General features: G+C 42.0%; 14 protein-coding genes and 1 pseudogene. 8 read left to right on the forward strand and 7 right to left on the reverse strand.

Features of this window, described 5'->3' with window-relative positions:
- Positions 1 to 171: 171 nt before the first annotated feature.
- On the forward strand, positions 172 to 408 hold the full coding sequence (locus tag PN457_RS14010; protein ID WP_271733984.1) for a hypothetical protein: 237 nt from the start codon (positions 172 to 174) through the stop codon (positions 406 to 408).
- Between the two features lie 156 nt (positions 409 to 564).
- Positions 565 to 759 (forward strand): annotated as a pseudogene (locus PN457_RS14015) (IS4 family transposase); the annotation flags it as partial.
- On the opposite strand, the gene PN457_RS14020 reads toward PN457_RS14015, so the two are convergent.
- The 3 genes from PN457_RS14020 to PN457_RS14030 form a co-directional block, all read right to left on the reverse strand.
- A complete protein-coding gene (locus PN457_RS14020; protein ID WP_271733997.1) occupies positions 751 to 966 on the reverse strand; it encodes a hypothetical protein in 216 nt (71 codons plus the stop codon). The pseudogene PN457_RS14015 and the gene PN457_RS14020 overlap by 9 nt on opposite strands.
- 48 nt (positions 967 to 1,014) lie before the next feature.
- The gene (locus tag PN457_RS14025; RefSeq protein ID WP_271733985.1) at positions 1,015 to 2,823 is read right to left on the reverse strand and encodes an ArnT family glycosyltransferase; all 1,809 of its coding nucleotides are present in this window, start codon (positions 2,821 to 2,823) and stop codon (positions 1,015 to 1,017) included.
- Positions 2,824 to 2,909: 86 nt separating this feature from the next.
- Positions 2,910 to 3,503, reverse strand: a complete 594-nt coding sequence (locus tag PN457_RS14030) for a hypothetical protein (RefSeq protein WP_271733986.1) — start codon at positions 3,501 to 3,503, stop codon at positions 2,910 to 2,912.
- Positions 3,504 to 3,609: 106 nt separating this feature from the next.
- Here PN457_RS14030 and PN457_RS14035 point away from each other — a divergent pair, with 106 nt between their 5' ends.
- Together PN457_RS14035 and PN457_RS14040 are read left to right on the forward strand one after the other, a co-directional pair.
- Positions 3,610 to 3,942 carry a DUF565 domain-containing protein gene (locus tag PN457_RS14035; protein WP_271733987.1) on the forward strand — a complete coding sequence of 111 codons (333 nt, stop codon included), beginning with the start codon at positions 3,610 to 3,612 and terminating at the stop codon, positions 3,940 to 3,942.
- Positions 3,943 to 3,944: 2 nt separating this feature from the next.
- Positions 3,945 to 4,871 carry a glycerate kinase gene (locus tag PN457_RS14040; protein WP_271733988.1) on the forward strand — a complete coding sequence of 309 codons (927 nt, stop codon included), beginning with the start codon at positions 3,945 to 3,947 and terminating at the stop codon, positions 4,869 to 4,871.
- 387 nt (positions 4,872 to 5,258) lie between these two features.
- Here the strand turns inward: PN457_RS14040 and PN457_RS14045 are convergent, their stop codons facing one another.
- Entirely contained in the window at positions 5,259 to 6,716 is a 1,458-nt protein-coding gene (locus tag PN457_RS14045; RefSeq protein WP_271733989.1) for a protein adenylyltransferase SelO, read from the reverse strand.
- Positions 6,717 to 6,724: 8 nt separating this feature from the next.
- Between PN457_RS14045 and PN457_RS14050 the strand changes: the two genes are divergently transcribed.
- Positions 6,725 to 6,847, forward strand: coding sequence for a hypothetical protein (locus PN457_RS14050; protein WP_271733990.1), 123 nt, complete (start codon positions 6,725 to 6,727; stop codon positions 6,845 to 6,847).
- 88 nt (positions 6,848 to 6,935) lie between these two features.
- A complete protein-coding gene (locus PN457_RS14055; RefSeq protein WP_271733991.1) occupies positions 6,936 to 8,162 on the forward strand; it encodes an anhydro-N-acetylmuramic acid kinase in 1,227 nt (408 codons plus the stop codon).
- Between the two features lie 41 nt (positions 8,163 to 8,203).
- Here the strand turns inward: PN457_RS14055 and PN457_RS14060 are convergent, their stop codons facing one another.
- The 3 genes from PN457_RS14060 to PN457_RS14070 all read right to left on the reverse strand — a co-directional run bounded on the left by PN457_RS14060 (position 8,204) and on the right by PN457_RS14070 (position 12,237).
- Positions 8,204 to 11,098, reverse strand: a complete 2,895-nt coding sequence (locus PN457_RS14060; RefSeq protein ID WP_271733992.1) for a DUF1156 domain-containing protein — start codon at positions 11,096 to 11,098, stop codon at positions 8,204 to 8,206.
- Between the two features lie 269 nt (positions 11,099 to 11,367).
- A complete protein-coding gene (locus tag PN457_RS14065) occupies positions 11,368 to 11,715 on the reverse strand; it encodes a hypothetical protein (protein ID WP_271733993.1) in 348 nt (115 codons plus the stop codon).
- Positions 11,716 to 12,039: 324 nt separating this feature from the next.
- Positions 12,040 to 12,237 carry an NblA/ycf18 family protein gene (locus tag PN457_RS14070; protein WP_271733994.1) on the reverse strand — a complete coding sequence of 66 codons (198 nt, stop codon included), beginning with the start codon at positions 12,235 to 12,237 and terminating at the stop codon, positions 12,040 to 12,042.
- Positions 12,238 to 12,837: 600 nt separating this feature from the next.
- Between PN457_RS14070 and PN457_RS14075 the strand changes: the two genes are divergently transcribed.
- Both PN457_RS14075 and PN457_RS14080 read left to right on the forward strand, forming a co-directional pair.
- Positions 12,838 to 13,488 (forward strand): IS607 family transposase, encoded by a 651-nt coding sequence (locus tag PN457_RS14075; RefSeq protein WP_271733995.1) that lies wholly within the window; start codon positions 12,838 to 12,840, stop codon positions 13,486 to 13,488.
- Positions 13,489 to 13,497: 9 nt separating this feature from the next.
- Positions 13,498 to 14,175 carry an RNA-guided endonuclease InsQ/TnpB family protein gene (locus tag PN457_RS14080; RefSeq protein WP_271733996.1) on the forward strand — a complete coding sequence of 226 codons (678 nt, stop codon included), beginning with the start codon at positions 13,498 to 13,500 and terminating at the stop codon, positions 14,173 to 14,175.
- The last annotated feature ends 56 nt before the right edge of the window (positions 14,176 to 14,231 follow it).

A 14,231-nucleotide genomic window follows, 5' to 3' on the forward strand; every position in this document is an offset into this window, starting at 1 on the left:
GAACAGGGAACAGGGAACAGGGAACAGAGATTAAGAAGGAATATTCAGGCATTTTCTTCAATAACCAACATTATTTCCCTTATACGGTAAGCTTTTTCGGATTTTATCAAAACAATTTAGCATATTAGGTACTGAAGAACCAGAATTCTTACAACAAGTAGGAGAAATATCATGAGTAACTTAAACATACAAATACCCGAATTCTTATATAAGCAAATTGAAACCTTAGCAGCCAAAGAAAATATGCCTTTAGAACAACTGGTAGCCATTGCACTATCAGCACAAGTTTCTGCATGGATGACCAAAGACTATGTAGAAGAAAAAGCCAAACGCGGTAGTTGGGATAAATTCCAGGAAGTTTTAGCTAAAGTCCCTGACATAGAACCAGAAGACTACGACAAACTATAATACCCAATTCCCAATACCCAATTCCCAATACCCAATTCCCAATTCCCAATTCCCAATCCCCAATTCCCACAAGTGTTGAATGTTAAGAAAGAGGTGATAAAAATAGCCCAAAATATGGTAAATTTTGGGCTAAGGATTAAAATAAATTAATTGATAATGATTATAAATTCATTTCCCAAGATTGTCAAAGACATCCTCAGACCGTTGCCAAAAAATGATTATCCAGTTTTGAACAGCCGTCTTTATGTTGAGTGTTGGTTGGCTTATGTCTTGGATAATAGCTTAACAAGTATGCGGGACTTATTTAAAAGATTAAATAATACGGGAATTGACGTAAGTATTTCAACATTTTTCTCTGACATCAGTTTCATCCCCTAACTTTGGTGCCTCAGCATAGCGTCTGAGAAATTCATCATTCCACCAATAAATAAGAGGCTTTTCTTTGATAAGATTAAAGCGATCGCTCCAAAATTCAAACCGTCCAACCTGTGCCAAAGAAGTAACGCTCTTTCGTGATGTTCCCCCTACTTCTGCTGGACGCAAGTCCAGTAAAAGCAAGGAACGTCAGTAATGCACCGAATCCCGCGCCTAAAGGCGTGGGGAGTGTCAAAAAGAAACTCGAATTAACTGATACCTTTGTCTAGTGCCTAAAATATCGTAAGTACCGGGTTGCAAGTCCATTTTTTCAAGGTCTTGCTGTGAGGCGATCACCAGGATTGAAGGCGGTTTTTCTGGCTGAGAAGTTCGATTTTGAATATACTCTACTGCATCTTTTGGCTGATAAATATAATTTACCGGTTTTTGGGTGTAAAATACTACGCTTGGTTTTTTGAAGCCCACCATCACTAATTCCTCATCTGATAGAGGGATATGTTTCTGTGCCACCACAAGGGCAGATAAGTCCCTCAAAGGTTGCTGACGCTGTTGATCCATCAAGAATAAGGCTGGCATTAAGACAATGATCAAGGTGGCTGTAAAAATCAGTAAATTTGCGCTAATAATACTGTGCCAACGGCGACCGATAATTAAAGCGCCAATCAGGAGCGCCCCCAAAAACCAAATTATTCCCCCTAGTGTTGGTAAACCTGCCTTTTGAATCAGTAGGAGGAAGCCGGGCGCAACTGAATTATGATCCATTAAATGAGTAATCTGAAATAGTGCCACTGCCAATACTGTGGCTAAAATCACATTAGTCCAAGCACTGATTTTGAGAACAGAAGAGGCGCTGGGGATATCTGACTTGTTTTCGGGGAGAAAATCACTCCATAATAATGCTATTAAAATAGCTACGGCGGGCATTAAAGGCAATACATAACTGGGAAGTTTAGTGACAGCAATATTAAAAAACCCAAAGATAGCAATAAACCAGATACAGGCAAATAAACCCAATTGTTGAGAGCGTTCTTGGCAATTCCTCCAGTGCGATCGCTGCCAAAATCTGGTTCTAGCCATTGCTGCGGGTAAATACACTGAGTAGGGCGCAAATCCGAGTAATACTACTAAGAAGTAGAAATACCAAGGAGCGGAGTGACCATTAACTACCTCTGTAAAACGTTCTACATTGTGATAGCCAAAAAAGGAATTGATGTAATCCCAACCATTACGCCAGCTGACCAAGAGATACCAGGGGGCTGATAAACCGAAAATAATTAGCATCCCCGTGAAGATACGCATTTCTTTTAAGACTTTGCGGGTGTTGCCAACATAGATAATAAATGCGCCGATAATGAGTATGGGTAAAACAATTCCTACGGGACCTTTACTCAAAATCGCCCCAGCAATTAAGACGTAACAAGCCAAATACCACGAGTTGGGGAATAGAGATAAAGGGAATTGTGCCTGTTGTTGTTGCTGACTAGCATACCCTAGAAAAAAACATAATAATGCTGATGCCATGCACCCAGTCAGCATCATATCTGAGACACCGGTTCTTCCCCAGACAATCATCTCAGGACTGAGTGCTAGCATGGCGGCTGCAAGCATTGCTGTGAAGTTGCGCCGAGTCGGCTGTGAAACCTGCTCTAATTGGTCTTTTTGGGATAAATACCAGTGTACAGTGTAAAAAGTTAAACTGATGACTCCTACGGCCGCCATGGCTGAAGGTAGCCGCACTGACCACTCATTTACCCCGATAATTATATAGGCGATCGCTTGACACCAGTAAATTAAAGCTGGTTTATCAAAACGAGTTTCGCCGTTAAAAATGGGGGTAATCCAATCACCTGTAACCAACATTTGACGGGAAGCTTCAGCAAACAGTGGCTCTGTTTCATCAATCAAGCCCACAGTACCCAAGTTCCACCCATAAGCCAGCCCAGCAATCAAAATTAGTATAGTCACAGCCAAAACTGGACTTTTGAGTATATTTTTGTACCAGTTGTTCACAGTATTCGGAATAGTCAGTTTTATCCTCATTATTTATTCGTCAATACTCAACAGTTAAAATAAGTACTTATATTTTGTTCTGGGTCAGACCCTGGGGAATAGGAAATTAACTGCCCTCAAGGAGTCAGTACTAATAACCATTCTCGATTTTCGGTGTTCCATTGCGGCCAAGAGGTTTCCCCAACTACATATGGTCCCCAGTAACGCCGAGAACCGTCTTGTGCAAAGGCAACTATAACATCTCCGTTTTCCAACTTGAGATTCCCATTAGGTAAGGACAGAATCAACCCCTGTTCACTACCTTCTTGGGGATCAAAATCCCAATGAGCTGGAACAACGGAGGTGGTCACCTGTGGCTGTCGCGCCAGTAAAGCCAGGCGCACAGGCTGATTTGTTTGATTGCTCATGCGTAAACTGCCTTGATGGTTGGTATTAGCAGTTGAGCCTTGATCATCTGCCAAGATGTAAGTATTGTTGAGTCCGATTTTATTGGCTTGGGTAGTTTCTGAACCGATGGTAGTAGAAGTGACTGTTTGATTTAGGACGGGTGGGACTGAAATTACATCCGGCTCTAGGATGTCAGAAGCAGGTAGATTCATATGGTCAGTTGACTCAAAGGACACACTGATTTCCCAGCATCCCACCATGAATCCCAGCAGACCCAGGGTACAAATTGTAATAGCAGCGTTACGATATGCTGTCAATTTCATGTTGATAATGGTTAGTAATAATATTTTGTTTAGACTTTACCAAATACTAGCCTATTCTCTGAGGCGGTAAAATGTAACTATTTGGCACCCACTACCCTGGTTATTAATGCAAAACACGCGTTTAACTAATTTATTCGATACCATTGCTGGCCGTTTGGGGCAATGGTTCTTAAATCCTTGGCGACGTTTATCCTTACTATTGATTAACTTCTTTTTTGGTTTTTTCCTGGGAACAGCAATTTCTACCATAGCAGGCCAAAGAGGTACGTTAGATATTGTCATGGCCAGTATTCTTGTGGTACTCACAGAGGTGACTAGCAGAATATTTTATAGTCGCAGGTTTTTGGCAAAACCTTCGCTCTTGGTAGAATCGCTTAACGTTCTCAAGGTCGGTTTTACATATAGTATGTTTGTCGAGTCCTTTAAACTGGGTTCCTAATTATGAATTTTTGGGAAGCTGAAGTAAATCCCACAAAAGCAAGTTTACTCAACTGTGTGCTACCAACTTTTCACCAATTCTGCCAAACCCACCTGAATCAGCCACCAGAAACAATGTTAGCCCTGTTGTGGGACTTATGGCTACCATTAAGTATGAAATTAGCTTCCCATCGCCAGGACTTGGGAAGACCCCTAATTCAGGGAGTGTTAGGGGGACAAGGTACCGGTAAAACCACAATGTGCCAGGTACTGTGTAAGCTTCTCCAGGAGTTGGGATATCGGACTGTGAGTTTATCGTTAGATGACTTGTATAAAACTTACGCCGATCGCCTAATTTTAACTCAGCAAGACCCCCGGTTGATTTGGCGCGGACCACCGGGAACCCATGATCTAGATTTAGGTTTAAAAGTCCTAGATCAAATTCGTCAGGGCGTAAGTCCGGTGATTATTCCCCGCTTTGATAAATCGGCATACAATGGTGCTGGCGATCGCACTACCCCAGAAATCGTGAAAGATATTGATATTGTTCTGTTTGAAGGTTGGTTTGTGGGGGTGCGGCCAATTAATCCAGATGTATTTAATCATGCACCGCCGCCCATTGTCACAGAGGAGGATAGGGTATTTGCTCGTGACATGAATCAGCGACTGAGTGATTATCTACCACTGTGGGAACGATTGGACAGTTTAATTATACTATATCCCACTGATTACCGTTATTCCCTGACCTGGCGACAACAAGCAGAACAACAAATGATCGCTACTGGCAAATCGGGGATTTCAGATGCACAGATTGAGGAATTTGTCAAATATTTTTGGCGATCGCTGCACCCGGAATTATTCATCAGGCCGTTGGTGGAATCGCCTACAGGGGTTGATTTAGTCATTACCATTAATTCTGATCACAGCGTGGGGGGAGTTTATCCCAAGTAGATGGAATAAAGGTACACTCTTCCTAGTTGAGTGGTGTTAATTGACTAAGAGGATGTTTGTCAAGTCATGATTAGTGTATCGAATATTATTTTACCCCACCCCCTTCCTTACAAGGGTAGGTTTTTAATATGATCTGTGAAGGCAAGACTACCGAAGACAAGGAAGGAAAGTGGACAAGGAAGATTTTATACGGACAATGGTCTTTTAATGGCCTATTTTTCTTACTAAGAATACAGACTTTGTACTGTTTTTCTCCGGTGGTCACCTTGTCCACCTTGTCCACCTTGTCTTGTCCTTGTCAGGGGAGGGGACTGGATTTGATTGTTTTTTGTGTGTTCCCTGTTCCCTAAGATAAAAATTACCTGCGGAAAACTTACCAAACAACCTCTAACCTTTTGATTGGATTTTTTGCACCAAATCATTAAACGGGTGCCAATTATTCTCTTGGGCGATCGGTTCCCAAACTGATTCAATCACTGGTCTTAATAAAGCCGTCTGGGGATTATGATTAACTAGAGTTTGAGCAATTACATCCATGTATTCCCAGTCAAAAGAATTGAGAATTTGATGATACAGTAAACACCAGTTCTCAAATATCTGTGATGCACCTGATGTCGGGATAATATCCGCACCGTTCATGACCATATGGGGATCATCTCGCCATTTAGCAGTAAAAGTCCGCGCCATTTCCCAGAAAAATTGGTGATAACCAACTTGGCTATCTTGTAAGAATTGAATTGTTAAATTTAACAGTTCATTTGCTGCTGACAAATCTAACTGCTCAAAACCCAACTTTTTCAACATTAACGAGCGGTATTCATCTTGATAATACTTATTGAACTTTCCTAAGGCTGAATCCATTTCTGTTTTGTCAATGATTGCTTGTAATGGTTCCTGAAGCAGTTCTAAATTCAATTGACAAATACTGGGTTGATGGCTATAACAGTAACGTCTATAGTAGTCGAAATAAGCGGCTGTAAAGTAGGGGTCATAAGTAGGAATGAAAGCATAAGGGCCATAGTCAAAGCTTTCCCCGGTAATTGACATATTGTCAGTATTGAGGACTGCATGACAAAAACCAACCGCCATCCACTGAGCTACTAGTTGCGCCACCCGTTTGACTAGTTCGGCATAAAATAAAACATATTTATTGGGTTCTGGCTGTAAATGGGGGTAATAATACTGAATTACATGGTCTAAAAGTTTTTGAGTTAAATCTGGTCGTTGGAAATAATGCAAACGTTCAAAAGTACCAAACCGGATATGGGAACTGTTCACCCTGACCATGACAGATGACCTTGTAGGTGAAGGTTCATCACCCCTCCACAGAGATAACCCGGTTTCAATCATGGTCAAACAGCGAGAGGTACGTACTCCTAATTGGTGTAATGCTTCTGCTGCTAAAACTTCTCGGACTCCGCCTTTAAGTGTCAGCATTCCATCACCACCACGAGAGTAGGGTGTTTTACCAGAACCTTTAGTACCAAAGTCGTATAACTGGCCATCAGCACCGCGGACTTGTCCATAGAGAAAGCCTCTACCATCACCCAAATCAGGGTTATATGTACCAAATTGATAACCGTGGTAACGTAATGCTAATAATGGTCGGCGTTGCTGGAATTTACCAAAGGCGTTAATAAAATTCTCGTCTGTAACGGCGTGGGGGTCTAGCCCCAAAAGCGGTAAGAGTGAATCATTGCGCCAGCGTAAGATATGTTGGGGAAAATCAGCTGCTATTACCTCGTCGTAGTAGTCATCACCCAAAGATTCTAATGCTGGTTCGTAGTTGAGGGTGAGAAAAGGATTATGAGAATTTTCCTTATTGGGGGTTTCAGCTAGATTCATCGGGAGAAATGCTAATTGATTCTACCTTTTATCCTACCGCAGTGAATGTGAACTGTATTACCACCAACATCACTACCCAGAAACATCAAAAAATAGCTGACTGTGAATTTAACCTTTACGCCTTTGCGTAAAACTCAATTCATATTTTCACTGAGCAAAGCCCAGAAAAAGTAGTATAAATTAAGTGTTAACTTCCTATCGTTCAAAGAATCTTTGCCAATGGATCCCACTAAAACAGTTACTGTACCTACTCGCGTGATCGGTTTAATTAGCGGTACTTCCGTAGATGGTATAGATGCTGCTTTGGTGGAGATTTCTGGTAGTGATTTAGATTTGCAGGTGGGTTTAATCGCTGGGGAAACATATCCCTACACAGCTGAATTAAGAGAAAAAATATTAGCAGTGGGCGCTGGTGTTGCCATTTCTATGGCAGAATTAGCAGAAATAGACGATGCGATCGCCTGTGCTTTCGCCCAAGCTGCTAAAAATATCCAAATCGGTCACCAACCAGCTAGTTTAATTGGTTCCCATGGTCAAACTGTTTACCATCGACCCGCACACACAGACGCATTTAACACTACATTAGGTTACAGTCTGCAATTAGGCCGAGGTGCTTTAATTGCCCATCTCACAGGAATTACCACTGTGAGTAACTTTCGGAACGCGGATATTAATATTGGCGGTCATGGTGCGCCCCTTGTACCGAGAGTTGATGCTTTTTTACTCGGTGATTCAGTGGGGGGACGTTGCATTCAAAATATTGGTGGAATTGGTAATGTCACTTACCTTCCCCCTCGTGGTGATGATTGGCTTTCCCAAATTCGCGCCTGGGATACTGGCCCGGGAAATAGTTTGTTGGATTTGGCAGTAGAATATTTAACTGATGGTGGTCAGTCCTATGATGAAAATGGCAATTGGGCTGCTAGTGGTGTTCCTTGCTACTCATTGGTAGAACAATGGTTAGAGCAAGATTACTTTCATCTACCCCCACCCAAGTCTACGGGGCGCGAGTTGTTTGGTGTAGCTTACTTACACCAATGTTTGCAAGATGCTGAACCCTACCAACTCAATCCAGCTGATTTACTGGCGACACTCACAGAACTTACTGTTGGGTCTATTGCTCACAGTTATCGGAGTTTTTTACCCCAAATGCCCCGGCAGGTATTATTATGTGGTGGGGGTAGTCGCAATCTGTATTTAAAACACAGGTTACAGTTATTACTGCCATCCCTGTCGGTTTTGACTACGGATGAGGTGGGCTTAAATGCTGATTTTAAAGAGGCGATCGCTTTTGCCGTTTTAGCCTACTGGCGACAGTTGGGACTTCCTGGTAACTTACCATCAGCGACCGGTGCTCCCGGCGAAATACTTTTGGGAGAAATTCATTTAAGAGCATGTGGGAAAGAAAACTTATCAAACAACCTCTTAGACAATGGGTGTGGTTAAGATCCCCGACTTCTTTCGGTATGGGGGATAGTCTAATATAGTTAGTCTAGAAGTCGGGGATCTGAAAACAATTCTCCCTGTAGGGTGTCTGGTCGGCTTTGAGCTGCTAGGCGACAAATTTCCCCCCAGGAAATTACCAGACTGTTATAAGCAGTGGCCTCCTGTCTCCAGCCTTTTTTGTCGCAAATGTTATATAACCGATAGGTTAAATCTCGTAAGATTTCCCACTCACCCTTATATTCAGATAATACCGCCGCAGCGCCGGTTTCTCCTTTTTTATCCAAAGTGTAGATCAGGTGTTGGGTAATCAGCCAATTACACCCCATGGGGTTGCAATTCTCTGGTAACTCTCCCCGGCGCAATAGTCGCACCTTTCCACCTTCAGCAAACAGAATACCCCCATTCACCAACCCTTGAACACTGATATTTTTAGCTTTAGATAAAGTTTCCGCCTCCCCATAGATTCCCTCATTAAATTGATGTTGTTCAAACCAGATCAAAGCCCAACTGGTCTCTAGGTCAAATTCTCCCTCCTGTTCCGTCAGGTATTCATCCAACATTTGATTAATGAATTGTAGGGCCGTACGTACCGCCATAGCAGAACCGTCAGCGTCTAGGATTTTAGTGTAACGGGAGAAAATACCCATACCCGGACCAATGCTAGCTTGGGCTAAATCCACCGGTGCGATATTATCTTGTTGCAGTTTTTCCAGTGCTGCGGGGAGTTCCCGCTTGAGTTGTTGCAGAAATTGGCGACGGGTGACGGAGGGGGCGGTTTCTGGACGGGGACGACAGACAAGGACAATGGAAGAGGCCAGGGCGTTGGTTCCAATACCTACGCTGCGGTTACTTAATTCTGTTCGCATTGGCCAAGTACTCACAATAGTAAAACCAGCTTGGATTAAACCCTCTAGCATGGTTTCCCAACCGGTGGAGGCGGTGACATTTTGGTTATTTTGACTGGTTTCTGTTTCTGACTGTTTAAAGGCGTAATAAATAGTAACTGGATATTCAGAATTTGCGGTTTCTCGCATTCTCCTAAAAGCTGCACCTAAACCAGTTTCAAAAAATTCTTTAGCTTGTTGTTTATCACCGCCAAACCTGTAGGGGGTGGCGACTAGTTCTTCTATTTTGGGTACTAGTAAGGTACTGCAAATTTGTGGGTAAAGTTTGCCAATGGAACGGCGCAGCCAGATATAAAAGAAGTCTGCTAAGTCTGCATAGCCAATGTTATCGTAGTATGGGGGGTCTGTGGAGATGACCGGAGAGTTTAAATGTAATTTTTGGGCTGCATTATGTTGTTTAACTAAGCCAGGGGTGTCAGTATTTCTTAATTCTATGACTGCTGATATCCAGTCAACAGCACCGCCAAAGTTACCTGTAGAATCACTTAAGGGGTTAGCTTCTACAAAGTCCCAGGTCATGGGAATTGCTTGACGGGCGAATGTATTTCGGATCGTATCACGCCCTGAATGCCAACTACATATACTAGAACAATAATCCGTTGATTTATCAACTGCAAACCCTAAATAAGTGGCGACAGCATCGGCGTAAGCCGTCGCACCCATACCCCCTTGGGAAAGTGGTAAGTTATCATCTGGGATACCCGCAGCTAGAGCATCAAGTTTGACTTGTTCTCTGGCGACCCTGACTAAATCGCTGAAGGTGGTTAAGGCGACAAGCTGACGGGGGGTAAATAAATCAGCGTGTTGGGTCATTCCATATAATTGCACACGAAAACCAAGGGCTTGTTCTGGTAAGTTACTGTCTGGTTTCCATTGTGGCTCTGCTGACAAAGCCACTTTGATCTGCTCCTCATTGGGGGGAATATACAGGCGTTGCTTTTGACCCTCCGTTACAATAGCCATTAACTGAGTCTGCATTCTTCCTGCTTTCCCCTCCTGGCGGATGTGGTCAAAGGGTACTGGACTGTCACAACAAATACACATCGCCCCTCTGCGGTTAACGGTTCCCACCCGTGGTGTTCCTTCCCCGGTTTTGACTGTAAAACTCACCCTGGGGGGTTGGTGACTGCTATCAATTACAGGTTCTACCCAAGCTTGTTTACCCTTTTTGGTGGATAATTTAAAGGAATTTACTAAGGGCATTTGCGCCCCACAAGCGGGGTTAGGACATTTGACAGTCCGCGCCCACAACCAAGCAATTACGGTTGCTTCCCCACCGCCATGCTCCAGGGGTAAACTCACCTTGGGGTATAAATGGCCAATAGTTTTAAAAGCTTGGTTTCGCATCCATTCGCCATAATAGCCCACGTCGGCTGCTAACCCCTGCGCGCCGTACCATTGGGGGGCTTTTAACTTTGTTTGCGCTTCTGGGTTGACGGGGGGTTGATTCTGAAATTTGGGGGGAATTTCAATTAAGCCTTTAGTAATTAGTACGGCGACAGGGTTAATATCACTACCATGGGCGACTAAACCTAGGCGTTGTCCTTCTAGGGGTATGGAACCACCACCACAAAAGGGGTCATAAACAGGAGGTGCATAGTTTTGTAAATATGTACGTACTTCTGCGGTGTCTGTGGGTGGTGTTTCGTTGCGACTCCAGGCTAAACAACGGGCGATTTCTTTTTGGGCGGTTTCGATAATTTCCCGGTTATTGATACTATCCCAAGAGACTAAACCCTTAACTACCTGCTCCGGTTTCCCTTTTTTGTCAACGGTAACAATTTTACCAATGATATCAAATAACCGTTGTCTTTCTTGTGCTTGATCTGCTTCTGTGGGGAATTTATCGGGGTGACTAGATGGGTCATCTACTAAGGAAGCAAATAATACCGCCCTACAAGTGGCTGTGGGTTTTCTTGACCACCATAAATGTAGTGTAGAAGGATGTCCGTGTCTAATGGATTTTTCCCTGGCTGATTCTTGGTTGATGGCTTCCAAGGGTAGGGCGACTTCTATTAATTTTTTTTTCATTATGATGGCACAGACAAGAATTTACCCAGGGAGTTATGAATATTGTTAGTTATTTTAACTTGAGTGGGGATGTTGTTTACATTTAAAGGTCTTTAGGTAAAAGAATCAAGAGAGGTTTATTTAGGTCTAAGTCTGGGAAAATATATTCAGCAGACTTGAATGGTTCCCTAAATATATTAAGAAAGGTAGCTGGGGACTCTATCTTTGATGGAAACTCAGGGGAGTGTCAACAATGTAAAACTTTGTTAAGAAGAATCTATATTTAGTTGTCAGGTTGATTCATAAAATATAGAATTGGGATGAGTGACATTAGGAGGAACTGGTTTAATAACCAAATCAAAAGCTAATGAAACCCAGGGCATGGATCCTGTTAGAAGCAGCGCACCGCGAAGTGTGAAACTTTTAAAACTCAAGAATGCCTTAATTAACTTGGCTGTTGTCCAGCATAGGTTGCAAAGCCCACCAAAAACAGCAACTGTGTGGGGATGAGAACCAATTAAAGGGCTTGAGCCAGTAGTGAGATGGTATTGTGGGAAAACAAAAAGACAGGAAGGGTAATCAACCTGTGTAAGAACGGCGATCTGCACCTTGACAATTGAAGAGGGGTTATATTCCATAGTTGTAGTTGTTTGGCACCGAATAGGTAAAATCTACCCTTCGGTAACCTGCTATGAGGCTACATGGAAGCTAGAGGAATCATAATTTAAATCAAACCAATTCTTGGAGCTAGTCCTAAGCTGACTATTTTATAGACAAAACTATGCTTATGTTGACAAGCATTGACATAAGTGAGTTAATAAAATCGCCCACTTGATATATAATCCTACGACATCAAGTAAGGTACTTTGTTTAAGTTGACGCCCCATCATCCCCAGCTCCTTTCCTTCCTGGAACTGAGCAAGAGAAGGAGGTCGTCCACTGGGACACAAACATTAACTACTCTATGCCATAGTGGAACCTGAATCTAAGCCCCATTGATGCTTGAGCAGCTCTTGGTAAGTTGCTTCCCTGACCATCATCTGCTCATAAAGCTTAACCAAAAAGTCTTTTGCTTGGTCAGGACTCATGTTGTGTACCTGGGTAGCAAAAGAGCGGATGCTGAATTGCTGTTCCAAAGATAGTTGAATGGGTTGGTTCATATTAAACTCCGAGAAAGAGAACGGGTAAAATTGATCTCAATTACAGAATTAGCAAATGTATAATTAAAATTCAGTAGTGATTACACATTTGTACCTGTATATTAAGAAAGATAACAATTGTTTGCAGAATTGCCCACATCCTTATGGGTAGGGTTTGTATTTTGATGTCTTGCATTTATTTAGGCTAGGGGATGTATAACCTAGGTATACCCAAGGCAACTGGGGCAGATAATGGCTTTTGAGGTAGCATCGGCCATACATTGGTTGACAGTGTACTCATTGTCGCATATCCTGTGGGGATTTGCTGACAGAGGAGTAGGAAACCTTAAGTTATTAACTGTGAATTATATTCGCCATATATGATTATGTGCAACAAGTAAATTAACCTGGTTTAATAGCGACCCCCAAGAGGTAGATTTGGAGGTTAAAAATATTTTTATCAATTTGTCAAGCATAAAAATGCTCAGACTGAACAAATTTCTGGAAAAGTAGTGAAAAACCCGGAAAAATAGTAATACAGTTGCTCTTGTTGAGTAGTAGCCTAGTTGACAATTAGATAGACAAACCTATACACTTATCTACAAACCTATAAGTGTATTTATGTTTAAACCTCATGAGTTTGCAAAGAAAATTGGGGTGTCAGTCAAGACATTACAACGATGGGATTCAGTTGGGAAACTTCCTGCTAAAAGAACATTATCAGGACATCGTTTCTATACTGAAGATGACTTATTAATAGCCCAAGGAATGAAACCTATTGAATCAAAACGAAAAGTAATAGTTTATTGTCGGGTATCATCTAGTGGGCAACAACCGGAACTAAAAAATCAAATATCCGCAATGGAAACTTTTTGCTTAAATAGGGGATTATCTGTTGATGATTGGGTATCAGAAATTGGTGGAGGTTTAAATTTTAAAAGAAAAAAATTTCTGTCAATAATGATGTCGATGTTAAAAGGCGAAATTTCAACGATTGTTGTGGCTCATAAAGATAGAATGTGCAGATTTGCTTTTGATTTCATCCTTGAACTAGCTACATCTGTAAGATGTGAAATTATTGTAGCCAATCAAGAATCACTATCTCCACAACAGGAATTAGTCGAGGACTTAATGGCAATCATTCATTGTTTTTCTGGTCGCTTGTACGGGTTGAGAAATTATTCCAAGGAAATTAAGGAAAGGCTTAAAAAAGCTATTGACGAACCTAAACAAGATATTACAGAATTAGACAACAAAGAAATACAGTGTTGAGGTCGAGCAATGCTTTTATCCATTAAAACAAAGTTGAAACTGAGTCAAGCCCAAGAAATAATAATGAATAAACACGCAGGTATTGCCAGGTTTACTTATAACTGGGGTTTAGCTACTTGGAATAGTCTTTATAAAGATGGATTAAAGCCCAACAAATATATTCTGAAGAAATTTTTTAATAACCATGTTAAACCTGAGTTTGAGTGGATTAAACAAAAAGGTATTTGTCAGAAAATAACTCAATATGCTTTTGACTATCTAGGCGATTCTTTCTCTAGATTCTTTGGCGGTAAAGGTGGATATCCTAAGTTTAAAAAGAAAGGACATCGCGACGCGTTTACCATTGATGCTGGAGGTAAGCCGATTCCAGTAGGCGGCAAATCAATAAAGCTACCGACGATTGGATGGGTAAAAACTTATGAAGGCTTACCACACACAACCTGTAAATCAATCACAATATCAAAAACTGCTAATAGCTGGTTTATTGCTTTCGCTTACGAGCAAGAACACAAAGCAATAGATAAGCAGCACGAGATTGTAGGGGTGGATTTAGGGGTCAAGGAATTAGCTACACTTTCTACTGGGGTAGTGTTTCCTAATCCTAAGCATTACAAAGCTAATTTAATGTGCGATTCGTTCTTCCTAAATGAGCATTTATGCTCAGGGACGGAAGGTAAGACTGGGTAAAACCAGACTCTTATAACTGTGTGTTCATGTGGGTGAGAATCCCACCCCCTAGGTGC

The sequence above is a fragment of the Anabaenopsis arnoldii genome, assembly GCF_028331025.1.
GTDB lineage: Bacteria > Cyanobacteriota > Cyanobacteriia > Cyanobacteriales > Nostocaceae > Anabaenopsis > Anabaenopsis arnoldii.